General features: G+C 62.0%; 13 protein-coding genes and 3 tRNA genes. 5 read left to right on the top strand and 11 right to left on the bottom strand.

The features are described 5' to 3' along the window. Positions 1-32 precede the first annotated feature (32 nt). Positions 33-197, top strand: a complete 165-nt coding sequence (locus ACPV0M_RS03325; RefSeq protein ID WP_425621556.1) for a hypothetical protein — start codon at positions 33-35, stop codon at positions 195-197. A gap of 32 nt (positions 198-229) precedes the next feature. Here ACPV0M_RS03325 and ACPV0M_RS03320 read toward each other — a convergent pair whose 3' ends face one another. The 10 genes from ACPV0M_RS03320 to ACPV0M_RS03275 all read right to left on the bottom strand — a co-directional run bounded on the left by ACPV0M_RS03320 (position 230) and on the right by ACPV0M_RS03275 (position 12,865). Then, complete coding sequence (locus ACPV0M_RS03320) at positions 230-1,033, bottom strand: methyltetrahydrofolate cobalamin methyltransferase (RefSeq protein WP_425621555.1); 804 nt, start codon at positions 1,031-1,033, stop codon at positions 230-232. Positions 1,034-1,109: 76 nt separating this feature from the next. Beyond that, positions 1,110-2,054 (bottom strand): acetyl-CoA decarbonylase/synthase complex subunit delta, encoded by a 945-nt coding sequence (locus ACPV0M_RS03315; RefSeq protein WP_425621554.1) that lies wholly within the window; start codon positions 2,052-2,054, stop codon positions 1,110-1,112. A 38-nt stretch (positions 2,055-2,092) separates the two neighbouring features. Beyond that, the gene (locus tag ACPV0M_RS03310; RefSeq protein ID WP_425621553.1) at positions 2,093-2,842 is read right to left on the bottom strand and encodes an AAA family ATPase; all 750 of its coding nucleotides are present in this window, start codon (positions 2,840-2,842) and stop codon (positions 2,093-2,095) included. A 2-nt stretch (positions 2,843-2,844) separates the two neighbouring features. After that, complete coding sequence (locus tag ACPV0M_RS03305; RefSeq protein ID WP_425621552.1) at positions 2,845-4,740, bottom strand: ASKHA domain-containing protein; 1,896 nt, start codon at positions 4,738-4,740, stop codon at positions 2,845-2,847. A 19-nt stretch (positions 4,741-4,759) separates the two neighbouring features. Continuing rightward, positions 4,760-6,094 carry an acetyl-CoA decarbonylase/synthase complex subunit gamma gene (gene acsC / locus ACPV0M_RS03300; protein WP_425621551.1) on the bottom strand — a complete coding sequence of 445 codons (1,335 nt, stop codon included), beginning with the start codon at positions 6,092-6,094 and terminating at the stop codon, positions 4,760-4,762. Positions 6,095-6,133: 39 nt separating this feature from the next. Next, positions 6,134-8,341, bottom strand: a complete 2,208-nt coding sequence (acsB, locus tag ACPV0M_RS03295; RefSeq protein WP_425621550.1) for an acetyl-CoA decarbonylase/synthase complex subunit alpha/beta — start codon at positions 8,339-8,341, stop codon at positions 6,134-6,136. Further along, complete coding sequence (gene cooS / locus ACPV0M_RS03290; protein WP_425621549.1) at positions 8,334-10,250, bottom strand: anaerobic carbon-monoxide dehydrogenase catalytic subunit; 1,917 nt, start codon at positions 10,248-10,250, stop codon at positions 8,334-8,336. The genes acsB and cooS overlap by 8 nt, the downstream gene beginning before the upstream one ends. A 79-nt stretch (positions 10,251-10,329) precedes the next feature. Then, positions 10,330-11,088 (bottom strand): carbon monoxide dehydrogenase, encoded by a 759-nt coding sequence (locus ACPV0M_RS03285; RefSeq protein ID WP_425621548.1) that lies wholly within the window; start codon positions 11,086-11,088, stop codon positions 10,330-10,332. Positions 11,089-11,280: 192 nt separating this feature from the next. After that, a complete protein-coding gene (locus ACPV0M_RS03280; RefSeq protein ID WP_425621547.1) occupies positions 11,281-12,435 on the bottom strand; it encodes an alkaline phosphatase family protein in 1,155 nt (384 codons plus the stop codon). A 64-nt stretch (positions 12,436-12,499) separates the two neighbouring features. Next, positions 12,500-12,865 (bottom strand): phasin family protein, encoded by a 366-nt coding sequence (locus ACPV0M_RS03275; protein WP_425621546.1) that lies wholly within the window; start codon positions 12,863-12,865, stop codon positions 12,500-12,502. 194 nt (positions 12,866-13,059) lie between these two features. On the opposite strand from ACPV0M_RS03275, the gene ACPV0M_RS03270 reads away from it, so the two are divergent. The 3 genes from ACPV0M_RS03270 (at position 13,060) to ACPV0M_RS03260 (ending at position 13,359) form a co-directional block, all read left to right on the top strand. Continuing rightward, positions 13,060-13,137: transfer RNA gene (locus ACPV0M_RS03270), tRNA-Pro, on the top strand. 53 nt (positions 13,138-13,190) lie between these two features. Next, a tRNA-Tyr gene (locus ACPV0M_RS03265) sits at positions 13,191-13,275 on the top strand. 8 nt (positions 13,276-13,283) lie between these two features. Beyond that, positions 13,284-13,359 (top strand) — tRNA-Lys (locus tag ACPV0M_RS03260). Between the two features lie 79 nt (positions 13,360-13,438). Here the strand turns inward: ACPV0M_RS03260 and ACPV0M_RS03255 are convergent. After that, positions 13,439-14,749, bottom strand: a complete 1,311-nt coding sequence (locus ACPV0M_RS03255) for an Ig-like domain-containing protein (RefSeq protein ID WP_425621545.1) — start codon at positions 14,747-14,749, stop codon at positions 13,439-13,441. A gap of 263 nt (positions 14,750-15,012) precedes the next feature. On the opposite strand from ACPV0M_RS03255, the gene ACPV0M_RS03250 reads away from it, so the two are divergent. Continuing rightward, positions 15,013-15,294 carry a FeoA family protein gene (locus ACPV0M_RS03250; RefSeq protein ID WP_425621544.1) on the top strand — a complete coding sequence of 94 codons (282 nt, stop codon included), beginning with the start codon at positions 15,013-15,015 and terminating at the stop codon, positions 15,292-15,294. The last annotated feature ends 17 nt before the right edge of the window (positions 15,295-15,311 follow it).

The raw sequence follows: 15,311 nt of genomic DNA, 5'->3' as shown, positions 1-15,311 counted from the left end.
CCGAAGCATAATAAACCTGGAGGTGAGGAGGCGTGCTTTTCGAGACGGGTCAAACCGTTCCGGAATCGGGCCGCTACGAAAACGCTCACGGCGCGCGCGTCGTGCTCCAGGGCGGCGACACCTTCCCGCCGTGCCCCGACCATGACAGCGCCTGCAGGTGGGCGAAGGCCGGCACGGTCATCAACATCCTGGAATAGGGCACCCGATCCCCGGCCATACTGGGTCGCCCCTATACTACCAGGGGTTTCCGGAAAACGCGGAGGAAGGCGTCGCAGTATACTTCTTTGTTTAACAGAACCTCGGCCGTGGCGGCCGAGTCCATCAAGGCCTTGTCCTCCACGTTCAGGATCGCCGCGTCGAGGCCCGCCGCCAGGGCCATGACCAGGTAGGTCCGGTTGATCAGCGAGCGTTCGGGCGCCCCCTGAGACACGTTGGACAGGCCGATAACCGTCCGCGGAGCCGGGCTGGCCAGCATCCGCACCTGCCTGATCGTTTCCAGGACCTCGACGGCGTGCTCCTGGGCGACGTTGACAGGGAGGATCAGCGGGTCGATAAACAAGTCCTCCATCGCCAGCCCGTGAGCATCCGCATTGGCTACAAGCTCCATGGCCAGGGCCAGCCGGTCGGAGGCGTCCTTGGGAACGCCCTTTTCGTTCATCGCCAGGCCGATAATGGCTGCGCCGAATTCAACCGCCAGGGGGAACAAGGCGTCCATGCGCTCCTGCTCGGCGCTGGTCGAATTGATGATGGCCTTGCCCCTGTGCACGGCAAGCCCCGCCCGCAAAGCCTCTACATGCGGGGAATCGATGCAGCACGGCAGGCCGCAGGTCTCCTGCGCAACCTTGACAAGCCAGGCCATTACTTCGGGCGCCTCGGCAGCATCGACGTCGGGACCGGTGTTGATATCCAGGTAATGCGCGCCGGCTGCCGCCTGGATCCTGGCCCGCTCGGCGACGGGAACCGGGTCGCGCTCCTGGATCGCCGCCCGTATGTCGCGGAACATGCCGTTAATCCGCTCACCGATTAAAATCACGCCGGCATCACCCTTCGTAACATAAAGAAGCCTTGCGGCTCTCCTTTTCTTAAATCGCTTCTTAGAGCCTTAACGTTTAGTATACATCCTGCCGCATGAGAGCGTCAATTTGCCGGTTAAAGTGCTGCATCGCCTCGGGATGACGGAAAACAAAAATCGATCCGCCGGCCTGCGCCAGGACGACCGCCGTCATCGCTTCCCACAGCAGGGCGCGCCGCCCCTGTTCGCCCCACTCGGCCACATCGTCCGCCGTCGTTTCTTTAACCTTCCAGGCCTCGTCCCCTACAAAGCAGATCACGGGCTGGGACAGCATCCGGTCTCCGGAGAGCGCCCCCAGGCGCATCCTCTCGATAATGGACCAGGCGTATTCTATGCCGTACCCCAGCGGGCCGATCGACGGGTCCATGGCGATGCGCTCCGGAGGCAGGTTCATATCGGTGATCAGGATGTTAAGCTGCTTGGCCAGGTTGATATCCAGCGGGCTGGTGGCGATAACGCTGTGCCCGTGAGCGATACAGGCGGCGACGACGGTCTTGTAGTTTTCGCTCGTTGCAAACCCCACCAGGCAGTTGCGGCCATCAAGGGCCGCAGCCACGGCCGGCAGGACAGCGGCGTCCTTTTCCTCCACCCCGCAGCCCAGCACGATCAGCGGCACCTCAACGGCCTCCGCAACCATGCGGGCCGCGGCGGCCGCTTCTTCGGCTCCGGCGTCTTGTCCCTCGGGGTGCGTGCTGACCAGCCGCAGCGCAACCATGTCGGCGCCGTACTCCACGCACCGCCTTGCCCAATCCCCGGGACTCCCGAGAACGCCTTCGAAGGCGGCGGCCAGCATCGGCGGGAACTCGCCGTCCACTCTGTCCCATACCTCCAGGGCCGTGGCCGGACGGTTGGGAATCTGTCCCTCAAAATGCAGGAACGGCAAAGCCGCATCTCCGCCTACTTTAACGGTATGGGTCCCGCTCCCCAGCACCATCTCCAGTACCCGGCCCTTCCATCTTTCCTTTACGATCTCTACCGCCATTAGAACCTTTCCTTCCTCACTATATGAAAATGCTCAACCTAGATAATGCCCTGATTCCTTAGGATGTCGGCAACAGCGGACAATGCCGCGTTGTTGTCGCCAACCCCGGTCAAGGGCCGCCAGGCCAAATCCAACGCCGCTATCTCGGGGTCTTCCGGAACGATACCCCAGAGAGGGATGTCCAGTTTCCCAATCGGCCCGGCGAGCGCGCCGGCGGCTCCTTCGGGAGCCCGCCCGATCACCAGCCCCATGCTCCCCACGTCCAGCCTGAGACGCCTGACCAGGCCGGCAATCCTGCGGGCCGAGAGAATTCCCCGGCCGGAGACATCGGACAGGATAAACAGGAAGTCAGCCTTCCCGGTAGTCCGCCGGCTCAAGTGTTCGAGCCCCGCCTCGTTATCGACGATCATAACAGGGTAATTGCCGTGCAGCTCTTCGATCAGGCCCCGCAGGAGGTTGTTCACGTAGCAATAGCATCCGGCGCCTTCGGGCCCCCCCATCACCAGCAGGTCTATGTCCCGCCCCTCGGCCAGCGCCTGGTGGATGCGGTAAGCCAGGTACCGCTCCTTCGTCATTCCCCCGGGCAAATAGGGCTGCCCGTCGGCTGAAGCCACGATATCCGCCACCGAATCCCCTGCCTCGATCCCCAGCGCCTCCCCAAGGTTGGCGTTGGGATCGGCGTCGACGACCAGGATCGGCGCTTTGCCCGCCCGCAGGAGAGCCTTAACGGCGAGGGCGCAAAAGGTCGTCTTCCCCGTGCCGCCCTTTCCGGCCACGGCAATCCGCAAGCTCAGTCACCCCCCTGATCGGCCACCGACGGGAACAAACCCATATCGGTGTGCGGGATGAAGAGGGCCGACATAAACTCGTCCATGAAACTTGTCCCGGCGCTCAGATCGAGGTAAGTCAGGCTGCGCGCCGTTTCCTCCACCTTGTCCCGGACCTCCCGGGACAGCAGGGCCAACCGTGCGCCTTTAAGGGAGGTGTTGCCGAGAAAACGGTAACGTTCAGCCGGAAGGTCGGGAAGAATGCCGACGGCAACAGCCCGGGCAAGGTTAAGGTGTCTGCCGAACCCCCCGGCGATAAGCACCCGCTCGATATCCGAAATCTGCAGCCCGACGGCGTCCACCATGGCCTTTATGCCGGCAAAAACGGCCGCCTTGGCCCGCATCAGGTTATCGAGGTCGGCCTCCGAAAGCACAATGTCGCGCCCGTGCCCCGACTCGCTGCCCCATACCAGTACGAACTCGCGCCCCTCGGGACCCATGCGCAGCCGGGGCGTATCCAGCCCGGAAACAAACCGGCCTCCCCGGTCAATCACCCCGGCCCCGCGCAGGGCAGCCAAGGCGTCGATCAGGCCGGTGCCGCAGATGCCGCGCGGCGGCAGTCCTCCTATCGTGCGCCAAAAGACTTCGTATCCCCCGCTGCTGACGCCGACCATTTCAATGGCCCCTTCTACGGCCCGCATCCCACCCGTGATGCCGCTGCCCTCGAAGGAGGGACCGGCCGAACAGGCGCATCCGACAAGCCAGTCCCTGTTCCCCAGCACCATCTCGCCGTTGGTGCCGATGTCCACAAACAGGGTCAACTGATCGGTATCCGGCAGGCCCGCCACAACCAGGCCCGCCGTGATATCACCGCCAAGGTAGCTGGCAACGCCCGGAGCGCAGTGAATCCACGCCCGGGGATGAACGCGAAGGCCCAGCTCCCCGGCCCGTACGGGCGGCCAGGAATTGACCGCCGGGATATAGGGTTCAAGCCTCAGGTAGGCGGGATTGACGCCCAGGAAAAGATGCGTCATCGTGGGGTTCCCGGCGACATAGACGGCACGGATGTCATCGTACCCGGCTCGCAGGTCCTCAACCAATTCCTCGACCAGGCTGTTGATGGTCACCACCGCTTCCTCCTGAAGCCTGTCGAGACCGCCGGGCTCTTCGGTGGCGTAGATGATGCGCGAGATAACGTCGTCGCCGAAAGCGGCCTGGCGGTTGTAGGTCCCGGCCGAGGCCACCGTCGTCCCGTCCGAGAGGCTTACCATCTGGCACGCCACTGTAGTCGTCCCAAGGTCAACGGCCAGGCCGAACCTCGGGGAGGACGTCCCCGCAACGCTGATGCCGGCCAGTTCGGTGAATGCCCCGGCATGGGCCAAATCCACCGTAACGCGCCAGTTCCCCTTACGGACGGCCCCCGGAAGCTTGCGGGCAAAGTCCAGCGTAAGCAAAGGGTTGATGCCGGGCACTTTCTTCTGAAGCTCGGCCCGCAACCTGCCCCAATCATCCCTCGCGTCGTCCAGGGTGGGAGCGGCCATTGCAAGCTCTATTGACTCGTATAGAGGCGCAAGGGGAGCCTCGGTGCTCGCAGGCGCTTCATCCAGCTGCCCGCGGCCCCGATCCTCGATCAGCACCCGGTGGCTGCCCAGCCGTGCGCTCTCGGGGATCTCGACAACAACGTCCGTTACGGGATGCGCCCGGCAAGCCGGCACCTCCGCGGGGGAATGGACCTCCCCTTCCTCGCGGACAGCCACGCTTCCCGAAGCCAGCGAAACACGGCAGCGGCCGCAGGTGCCGGCTCCCCCGCAGGCCCCCCGCAGGATGATCCCGGCACGGGCCGCCAGAGCAACCAGGCTCTCATGTTCATCCGCTTCTACCGTAAGATTGTCCGGGGTGAAGGTAACCTTGCAGGTCAACGGCTTAACCTCGCTCAGCTTACGACCAGTGTTCTTTCAGGAACGCGTTAATACTTGAAGACTCCCTCGGCCCCACGAGGATTTCCCAGCCCGTAGCCTCTTGCAGTTTCCCGCTCATCACCGCGAGCCCGCCCGGGATAATCAGTTTCCGGTGCCTGACCCGCTCCGCGATACCGCTCTTCTCGATAAACTCGGCAATCTTCTCGGGCGCCAGTTTCCCTGCGGCCCAGGCCGTGAGGACCGACGTGCCCTCGGTATCGACGGGCAGGATGTAGGCTGAGGTTCGCGCGCCCTCGATGTCCCCGGCCACACAGAAATAGGTCAGGGAGAAATTGGTCGTAAGGAATACCGGCGAGTCGGGTCCGGGCTTGCCCACTTCATAGACCTTGGCTTCAACAGCAATTGGCTTCTGCGGGTCGGTGTAGATGTTAAGCCGCCAGGTAATCAGCGGCAGGATGTCTGCGCGCTCAGCCGAGTCAACCACCACCACTGCGGCATACTTCCCAATGTAGACGGCTGCGTCGAGCATGTCCTGGATGGCATCCCCGCTGCAAGCAAAAGCGACGGTGGGATAGCCGAACAGGCGAAAACGCTTGTTGACCGCGAGGCGGCGCACCAGCGTCTGGTCGGCCAGGACACGCTCCACGCTCCGCGCTCCGGTGTCCAGGATAAGCTGCTTGTGCCCGGCCTTTACCGTTTCATCCACCAGTCCGGCCAGGTCGTCCAGGTTGTCGCTCCGGACCACGAGCGGGCAGTCGTATTTCCTGGCCAGTTCGACCACGGCCTCCCGGTTGGCCCTCGTGGCTCCGCAGATCAGCGGGCGCCCGTCTCCGGCGATCTCCAGGGCTCCCGCCAGGGCGCCGGCATCTTCGCTGATCAGCATCAGGGGCAGGGCACTCTTTTCCCTGGCAACCCTGACCGCAGCGGCAAAGCGGTCCCTGTCCCCGTCCTGCTTTACGGCAACGAGGTTGACGCCTTCGACCTGGCCGACCCGCTCAAAGAACAGGCCGTTGATTTCCTCGACCCGGCGGGCGATCTGTTCCTTGTCCAGCAAATCCGAAACGGTGACGGCGATGGCCGTAGGATGCACAAAGCGCTTGTCGTGCCTGAAGAGCACGGTCTCATTGCCCAGCTCCACCGCATGCTCGCCCGCCCCGATTTTCACCAGTGCAATCGGCGGCTCCGAAGCCGAACTCAACGCCTCTCTGGCTTCCTGGCTGACGTGGGGGCAGAGGTCAAGCGACGCCTTGCCCGCCGCCAGCTGCATAGCGAAAGCCAGGCAGGTTGCCTGCCCGCATTCCTTGCAGTTCGTACGCGGCAGCATCTTATAAATCTGCAGTCCCGTTAGAGCCATTTACACTTCCCCCGCCCGGCAGCAGCCTGTAAATTTCACCTAGAACAGCGGATCCATGCTCAGGGCCGGATGCCCCTTTCCCTCAAGGAAGGCCAGGATCGCGTCAACCTCCACGCCCACCGTTTCGTCGGCGATCCTGTCCACGAAGTCGTCTCCCAGTCCCTCTTCCCTCGCGCGCCTTTCCAGAGTCGGCCGCATGTATTCCTTAAAGGAACGCGGCATCCACACGATCCGCCCCAATCCGCCGTCCCCGGCGATAAACTTGCGCGAGCCCAGGTAGGCCTTGCCGATACCCATGAAGCCCGGCGTCTGCACCCCTCCGCCGATGGTCCCGGCAAGCGTTGAGAAGGTCATCCCCGCCGGGGTCATCCCCGTATACTCGCGGTTGACGACCAAAAACCCGTTGCACTCGGGAAGCAGGCAAACGATGGCCTCAAAACACCCGCACGACGTCAGCGGGTACTCCATGACGGAATAAAAGTTCACCCTTTCCACCGCGCCGCGTGAATTGGTAGCGATAAATTCGTTGCAGGAGCTCCATTCCCCTTTGACAGGGTCGATAACCCCTTTCTTCGGCACGGGCTGGTTGCTCCCGTGCGGGTTGATCTCGTACGCTGCCTTGCAGTCCAGCCAGCTCACCGATCCGCACAGCCCGACCCGTTCAGGCAAAACGATGCACACGTGGGCCGGCGCGAAGCTCTGGCAGAGCGTGCACGAGTAGAATGTGTCGACGTTCTCGTCGCTTAAGGACCGCAGCCTTTCGTCGCGCTGGGCGTAGTAAGCCCGGGCTTTCTCGCGCAGGGTCAGCACCTCTTCTTCATCCGCGGTGATATGCACCTGGACCCTGTCGATGATGTTGGAATAGTCAGATTTCAGTTTAGCATAGAGTATATCACCGAGATGGCGCAACCTGAAACCGACCTTGAAAGCGGTCTTGCTGATACGAATCCAGTTGACGTCGCGCTGCCCCATGTGCCAGACGCCCTGGGCGTAATTGATGAAGTGGTGAATCCACCGCTCCAGCACAGGCTCGAAGTCGGGCTGCATCTTGCGCCCGTATACATCCACCCAGATCCCGAGCGGCAGCTTTCCCCCCTCGGGCAGCGCGTCGATATCGCTGCCGGTTACCACGATGCGCCCGTCTTCAACCTCGTCGGCCCCGCCGGTTCTGACCAGTTCAAAAGCCGGGGTCTTTTGCCCTCCGAACTCGGCATGGGTATCGTTTTTGCGCACCGACTCGCCCTCAAAGGCGGGACCGTAGGCGACGGGAACGGGCACCTTGGTCACGGTGATCTTCAGGCCGCGGACTTCGCAGGCGCGGGTCACCAGACGCTCGTGGGGGACGCCGGCCACCACGTGCTCGTACGTGCAGATGCCGGTCGGCAGTATCTCCGGAATCTTTGTGTCGGCGACCACGGGGAAACCGAAGTTCAAGGCTCCGGCCGCCAGGGCGCACTTCTCGTCATCGAGTTCCCCGAAGGCCAGCACAAAGGCGAAAACCCTGTTCTTGTTGTAAAGCAGCAGCCTGCGGGCGTCGCCGGCGGCAACGCCCCCGAACGACAGCGCCACGCGCGCGGCGAACCCCAGGGCGAACACCGCGCTGCTGGTATCTTTCCCAAAGGGGACGAGGCGCGTCTCCCAGCCCATCTGAACGTCTTCCTCCGCCAGCTGTTCGGCCATGCTCCGCCCGTCTGTCGAAGACACCATGAACACGTATAGGTTCTTTTCCTGGCACTCCCGGGCGATCCGGACGGCGGTTTCATTGTCCGGGGCGGCGCCGACGCAAACCGCGAAACCCGGCGCCGTGCCGTCGACGAATTCGATGCCCCGCTGCCTGAGAACGGCGTCGTCGGCCGCCCCCAGCCACAGTTTCCCCTCGGCGGGGGTAGGGGCCATCGTATAAGGCACCGGTTCGTGCAGGTATTTAATGCTTTCGATGATCTCGCCGGCGAACAGGGCGGCCATGCCGGCGTCGAGGGCCGGCCCCAGGTAAGGCAGCCAGACACGGTCGGCAGGTTCCTCCGGCAGCAGTTCCCTCGCCAGTTCCAGGACGGGGACCATCTCGCCCAGCCTTTCCACGGGCCGGCCCGTGATCCCGTAAATCACGGGGAGGTAATACCCGGTGTTGGGCAGGGCCGCCTTGTGGTCCGGACCAAACCTCGCAAGGGCATCCTGCAGGGTGTCCCCGGCCTGCTCCACCAGCCTGTGCGCCCCCCTGATAGCCGCCTTGGCGATTACCCTAGACATCGAGTTTCCTCCTCATCTCCATGTCGAAGAGCACCCGCTCGCGGCCGCGGTCGAGGCCCAGCGCCCGGCGGCGGGCATCGATGATCGCCGTGAGCCTGTCGGCCATTCTCTCCGGGTCGGGCTCAAAGAACCACCCGGCTCCTGTCACACCCTCTAATTGCTCGGTCATAATGTGCCTGAAAGCCTTGTTTTCCCACCCTGGGAAGTTTACTCCGAGACCCACCGGGATACCGCTGGCGACGAAATACTGCCCGATGGCCAGGGCCTTCTCGCTCATCCACTCGGGGGCGCAGCCGGCTACCGGGATATCCGCTATGTCCTCGCCGAGCCCGCCCTCGCAAGCGAGAGCCGAGGCGGCCGCCAGCAAGCGGCTGTTGTCGACGCACGCTCCGCAGTGCAGCACCGGCGGGATGCCGACGGCCTCGCAGACCTCGGCCAACCCCGGTCCGGCTTCGCTTGCCGCCTCCGGCCTGAGCAGCCCGTCCCTGGCCAGGCTTATCGCCGCGCAGCCCGTGGCCAGCACCAGGACGTTGTTGGCGATCAGCTTGCGCACCAGTTCGCTGTGCCCGTCGCCGCCACCCGCGGCCCGGGGATTGCTGCAGCCCACGACGCCCGCTATGCCCCGGATACGCCCGTTAACGATGTTGTCGACCAGCGGGCGGTAAGAGGCACGGTAGCGGCCTCCAAGGATATACTCTATGCTCTCGTGGCCGAACCCGGCCACGAGATCCATTGTTTCTTTCGGGATAGCGACCTTCCCGCGCCGGGGAAAATTTGCGATAGCCCGCCGCAGGAGTTCCCGGCCCGTCTCCAGGGCGGTCTCCGGGTGAAACTCCACGTGTTCGACGCCCGGCAGGCGGGCGCGGGAGGAGGTGGTCACCAGTTGCATATGATAACACCGGGTGACCTCGGCCAGTCCCTGCATTACGCACTGCCCGTCGACCGCCATCAAATCGACGGCGCCGGTGGCGATGGCCAGTTCCTGCTGGAGGAAACTGCCGGCCACCGGCACCCCGTGTCTCATCAACAGCTCGTTGGCCGAGCAGCAAATGCCGGCCAGGTTGATGCCCGAAGCACCGGCTGCGCGCGCCTCGTCCAGGAGTTCGGGATCGCGGGCGAGCGCCACCAGGATTTCGGGCAGCAGCGGTTCGTGCCCGTGCACGACGACATTGACCTGATCCTCCCGCAAAACGCCCACGTTTACCTTGGCCCGCAACGGCCGGGGCGTCCCGAACAGGATATCCTGCAAGGCGGTGGCGATCATCGAGCCGCCCCACCCATCGGCCAGGGCGCAGCGCGTTGCCTGGAGCATCAGGCTCCAGGCGTCCTGGTCGACCCCCATCTGGGTCCGGTGCAGCGTCTCGACGACCTCCCTGTCAATACCGCGCGGAAACACACCCGCCCTGCGCCAGGCTTCCCGCCTTCTGACCGGGGCGAGGTTGGCCGGAAGACAATCGCCGTCCTGCCTGCCGAACTCCGCCTTGGCGGCTTCCCCCACCTGCCTGGCCAGTTCGTCCGTGCTCTTGCCCTGCCATTCCAGGCCGAAGACGCGGGCGACGGTCCTGAGCTTGGCCTCGTCGCGGATGGCAAACCCCGGAGCCTGGCCATCACACGCCTTCAGGAAGGTATTCACCACTTCCCGGGCGTGGTCCGAGTGCGCCGCCGTCCCCGCCGCGATCATCCGGCAAAAGTTGCGCGCCGCGATGGTCTCGGCCGTCGCGCCGCAGACACCCGCTTTGGGACCCTTGTCCTCGAAAACCCGGCACGGTCCCATAGAGCACATCCGGCAACAAGCCCCCGCGACTCCCGTAGGACAAGGCTTCACCGTTTTGACACGGCTGAGCGCCGTGCTCGCGCCGTCCCGCAGCGCCTTTTCGAACATCGCCCGGTTCAGGTCGTTGCTGCTCATGGCCTTCCTCCAGCCTTAACTGACGAGTGAAAACAAACCCCGAAATTTTGCATTTTCGCATAAATACCGGCCTTACCTGCTATGCCTGCAAAAGCGCCTCCCTGACTTTCTCCAGGTCGCGCATGAAACCCGCCGGCAGCTCCAGGGCGCATTCCGCTCGGGACATGTCCCCGGCAAACTCCTCGTACCTGCCTGCATAACCCCACACCGGCAGTTCAGCGGCCGCCTGCCTGATGAACTCCCGCTCGTCCGCATTGCGGACGCGGTTGCCTACAAAACCCACCTTTTCAATGCCCAGGTCGAAAGCCATCGCCACAATGTTCCGCGCTGTCGCCGCCGCAGCCCGCGTCGGGTCGCAGACCACAACCATTCTGTCAACGCCTCTGGCGGCGCCGCGCGACAGCTGCTCGATGCCGGCCGCCAGGTCGACAACGACCACTTCCTGCTTATCTACAAGCACCGAGGTTAAAATCGCGTTAAGGAAGGCGTTTTCCCGGCAATAGCAACCCGCCCCGCCTTTCTTGAGTGCGCCCATGCGCAGAAGGCGCACGTTTCCCCGTACGAGGGCGTACCTGTCCAAAAGGTCTTCGACCTGCGGATTAAGGACCATGTATCCGCCGTCACCCCCGACACGCTCCCTGATCACCGCGCGCATTTCGGAAAAAGGCTTCAACTTCGCGGCGTCAGCCTCCGGTACACCCAAAGCCGCAGCCAGACACGCATCCGGGTCGGCGTCAATAGCCCAAACCGGGCCGTCTTCAGCCCATAGTCTGATCAGCCCCGCGGCTATGCTCGTCTTCCCTACCCCGCCTTTACCGGCAACAGCAATCTTCAACAACGTACCCTCTCCCCTTTCGCTGCCTTTCATTCTATACGAAACCCGTTTTTAATTAAACTGTAACAGCTATTTGCCGTTTCCAAAAAGGCTTCAGCCAAAAGCGGCGAGTAAATAAAAAGCGGGAACCGTCTATGGGGTTCCCGCTCTGCAAACTGATTTTTTCACGCTGGACGGTTCTTGGGAAGCGATACCTCAAAACAGGAGGAATTTCTTTTTAAGGTAGCGGTACTGGATGTAGTAACCGGCCAGGGCGAGGATGATCAACACGGCGATCAAGCCGATCAGGGTCTTTACGATGCCGCCCAGTATGCCGATTCTGCGTTCCCGCTCCGCGATGGCCTCCTGTGTAGTCTTGCGTTCCTGGCTGATGATCGTCCGTTCTTTCTGGACCTGGGCCTCGCCCGAGCGCAGATCCGCAATCTCCCGGGCGGCCCGCAGCTGCGCGTTCGACAGGTCCTTGATGCGCTGTTCCATCAAGTAGATCCCGTTTTGAAAGGAACCGGGCTCGAAGGCGTTCCACAGGACGAGTCCCGTGGCCTCGGGCAGCCGCTCGCCCACGATATAGCCGAGTGTCGGCGCGAGGTCGGTGAGGCTCGCCGGGGGAAGGATAACCCCGCCTTTAAACTGCGGGCTCTTCAACACCAGGGCCGGCTGACCCGTCGTGCCGCAGACGGCGATCAGGGCGTGATCATACATCCCCTTGCCGTGCAGGTAGCGCAGCAGCTCGCCCACGCGGTTGTCGGCGTCGGTCACCGCCTTGGCGTAGGCCTGGCTGTTCGGCCCGCTTTCGGCCAGGGCCTTGCCCACCTCGCCGAAAACAAGCACGCTTAGATACGGGGTTTTATCCGCCATTACTTTAACGGCGTCCTCAACCATCTCCCGGTCATTGCCGTACTTCCGGTACAGTTTTGACTCGTCCGCAAACCGTCCGTGCCTTCCCGTGGCGTCGAAGAAAGCCGTTTTGATGTTCTTTTGCTCCATCAGTTTTAGAATTGTGGGCTCGGCCAGCCGGTCGTTGCCGTTTACGAACTTGTGCAGCTGCGGGTCGCAGCCTGTCAACAGGCTGCCCACAGCGGCCTCCAGCGTTCCGGGGAACGGTGTTATCGCCTGGCTCACTCTGATCCCGCTCGCGGCGACACCGTTGATGTTGGGCGCCTGAACTTTCTGCAAAACGTCAGCCTGCAGCCCGTCGATAACTATAACGATCATTTGGCGGGTGTAACGCGGGGCGTCTCGCTGCCCTTCCTGGCCGGCGCTGCCGTTATCGTTCGTAGCGCTTGCAATAATGGGAACCACTGCCAGCACGGCCAGCAACAGCAGGATCTTCGCCAAGCCCCGGAAAAGCATAAGGACCATCCCCCTGCAGCAGGCTAGATATAATAACTATACTGCGGGGACAGTCCCCATTATGCTAACTTTGTACACCGTGACCGCCTTCGGCGGGGCTGTCGGCCGCCGGGCTTTCTTCGGGCGCCTGAACCTTACCGAACAGGCGTTCCTCGATCCTTGCCAGGCGGGCGTTGACTTCGGCCAGATCCTTCTTCGTTACCAGCCCCCACTCTTCGCGAAGCTTGCCGAACTCCGAGGCGATGGTCTTCTGGATTTGCTGGCGCTCCTTTTCACCTTTTTCGAGCAATTCCTTGACAAAGGCCTTCGCTTCAGACGTGCTGATCTGTCCTTTTTCACTGAGTTCCTTGACAAGCTGCTCGGCTTTTTCCTTGGTCAGGGACACTGCACCGATGCTGATCATCATCAGCTTGCGCATCATCTCCATCATCCTTGCAAATCACCTCCCTACTACCAAAGTATAACACCCGTCCGGGCTGTCTACGCACATCTTAACTAAATTGTAAAACATTTACGAGGTTCGTTCCCAGGCCCGCCGACACTTTGCCCGGGATGCTGTTGACACCCGGCCTTTCATTTGCTATACTCTTCATTGTCGGAAATGACCCGCTCATTCCGGGATCTCGGGATGTGGCGCAGCTTGGTCAGCGCGCTTGCCTTGGGAGCAAGAGGCCGCGAGTTCAAATCTCGCCATCCCGACCACTGTAAACTAGAGGTCGGCGGCGTGATGAGATTACCGACCCAGAACGACATACGGAGGGATACCCGAGTGGCCAAAGGGGGCGGACTGTAAATCCGCTGGCGCAGCCTTCGGTGGTTCGAATCCACCTCCCTCCACCATCACATATGGGCCATTAGCTCAATTGGCAGAGCAGGCGACTCTTAATCGTCAGGTTGAAGGTTCGATTCCTTCATGGCCCACCATAAGAAATTAAGACGGCAAGCTTTTCCAAAGGATGAGCTTGCCGTTTTTCGTTTTTGCGGCGAACGAAATCGGCCACCGTCAGCGGACAATGACCATGAAGCCCTTTTCAAAGTGTCGGGCGATCCACTTGACGTCATCCTCCGGAATCAGGAGACAGCTGTAACTTCTCGGCAGACCCAGCTTCTCATGGTCGTCTTCCTTCATCCCATCCGGCAGTGCATGAATCAAAATGTCGGTGTTAAGAGCAAACCAGGGCCTGTTTTCCTCGTCCAGCCCCCTGTTTCTCCAGCTCTCATACATTGTCACGGCGGGAATGCGGTCGGCGTGGCGCGCAAACGAGGCGTCGATCTCCTTGATTTCCTTCCCGCCCTTCATAATCCAGACCTTGCTGCGTTTGTCCCCGCGCTTGACCTCGAGCCAATACGGCGACCCCAACTTCGTCGTGCTGAAAGAAAACTCTTGCTCCAGCCTTTCCCCGTAAACGGATGTCAGGCTGACCCTGACCTTGTAAGTCGAAGACGGCCGAAAACACCTGTCGGGAACGAAAATGGCTTTCTCTCCCTCCACGTCGACCTGCCCGCCCATGTCATCGACCTCGATCACGGCTTCCTTAAGCTTCTGGTTGGTATAGATGCAGATGTTGCGCGACAGCCAGATGCTGGGCGCCCCGGGCTCGGGATATTGTTCCATAATCAGCAGTTCCGGAGCAGTGTCGAAGAAAACCCTGACCGGCTCACCGGCTGCCAGTCCGGACAGGCTGCGTACTCCCGGCCCTACGGCTATCTTGTACCGCCTACCATGCTCAAACGGGCGCTCGGGGTAGAACAGCCAGCGGCTCGTGTCGGCAAACCGGCCCCTTTCCAGTTCCATTTCGGCGGGCCGCCACTTACCCGGCACGTCCATGCGTACAGCGGAATGAAAACTCCTCTCCTCTACCGGCGTGTTAAACTGCAGTACTACGGGCCCGCGCGCGGGCACCTTGGATTCAGGAAAGAGCCCAACAACTCTTGGAGCCACCGCCGTCATAAACTGACCGCGCCCGCTGACGCTGAACGGCCAGATCACCGCCGGAGTCTTGCGCAAACGGTACCGGTATTTCAGCCCTTGGCCGGTAGCCTGCTCCTGTATCCTGATGATAAGGCAGCGCCGGTTTACCCACGTCCCGCGGTAAACGGCTTGACGCCCGAACTCGTCCGTAATGTTCAATCCCGCCACGGGGTAACTCGTGCGCATCGGCGCCAAAAACCGGAATGTGACTTCAACTTCGCACTCCCCGCTCCGCCGGGCATCCGCAGTCACGACGTGCCCGAGGAACAGCCAGGCGATCAACAGCGCCATCCACGCCAGGTTAACGGCATAGATTGTTTTGCGAGGAATGAATATGGCCATACTCTCTCCCCCGAGCCCGTCCCCTTGACTAAAGATATCGTCGTGAATGGGCGTTTATGCCGGCACGGGATGCACAAGCTCTGCACCCCTCGCAACTTTTGGTGAACGGGTGGCATCTTCTAATCCCGCTGCGTACTATGCCATGAACGGCAACACTGTCTAGCCCACTGTTAGCCTGGGCTAACATTATTACCCTGCGCTAACAACACCAATAGATAAATAAGCCTGTTGCTTGTTCAAGGGTGTCTGAGGGGGAAGTGACAATGTTGAACCTGGTGAAGACGAAGACTGCGCCTGTTAACCTCGCCGCGCTGCCCGTGGGGAACACCGCTCGGGTTATCTCTCTCAAGGCTTCAGGTTTGACCAGGCGCCGTCTGCTCGATTTGGGAATCGTCCCGGGAACGGAAATTTTGGCGCTGCGTCGCAGTCCGGTCGGAGACCCGACAGCGTACCTGGTTCGGGGAACGACCATCGCCCTGCGGCGGGACATAGCCCGGCAGATAGAGGTGGAAATGTCCGCCGAAGAATACGACTCGAAAATCTAAGACCGGAGGGTTCCTTC

Origin of the sequence: Desulfosceptrum tomskiensis (assembly GCF_049818055.1) — a bacterium.
Classification (GTDB): Bacteria; Bacillota; Desulfotomaculia; order Desulfotomaculales; family JASEER01; genus JBFLVT01.
The sequence above is the reverse complement of the archived record's forward strand: the minus strand, read 5'-3'. Positions and strand labels throughout refer to the sequence as shown.

Coding starts and splice junctions, on each gene's coding strand:
- ACPV0M_RS03315 (WP_425621554.1), bottom strand. CDS start 2,054: ATGGCGGTAGAGATCGTAAAGGAAAGATGGAAGGGCCGGGTACTGGAG.
- acsC (WP_425621551.1), bottom strand. CDS start 6,094: ATGGCTCTAACGGGACTGCAGATTTATAAGATGCTGCCGCGTACGAAC.
- acsB (WP_425621550.1), bottom strand. CDS start 8,341: ATGTCTAGGGTAATCGCCAAGGCGGCTATCAGGGGGGCGCACAGGCTG.
- cooS (WP_425621549.1), bottom strand. CDS start 10,250: ATGAGCAGCAACGACCTGAACCGGGCGATGTTCGAAAAGGCGCTGCGG.
- ACPV0M_RS03280 (WP_425621547.1), bottom strand. CDS start 12,435: ATGCTTTTCCGGGGCTTGGCGAAGATCCTGCTGTTGCTGGCCGTGCTG.
- ACPV0M_RS03275 (WP_425621546.1), bottom strand. CDS start 12,865: ATGATGGAGATGATGCGCAAGCTGATGATGATCAGCATCGGTGCAGTG.
- ACPV0M_RS03255 (WP_425621545.1), bottom strand. CDS start 14,749: ATGGCCATATTCATTCCTCGCAAAACAATCTATGCCGTTAACCTGGCG.
- ACPV0M_RS03250 (WP_425621544.1), top strand. CDS start 15,013: ATGTTGAACCTGGTGAAGACGAAGACTGCGCCTGTTAACCTCGCCGCG.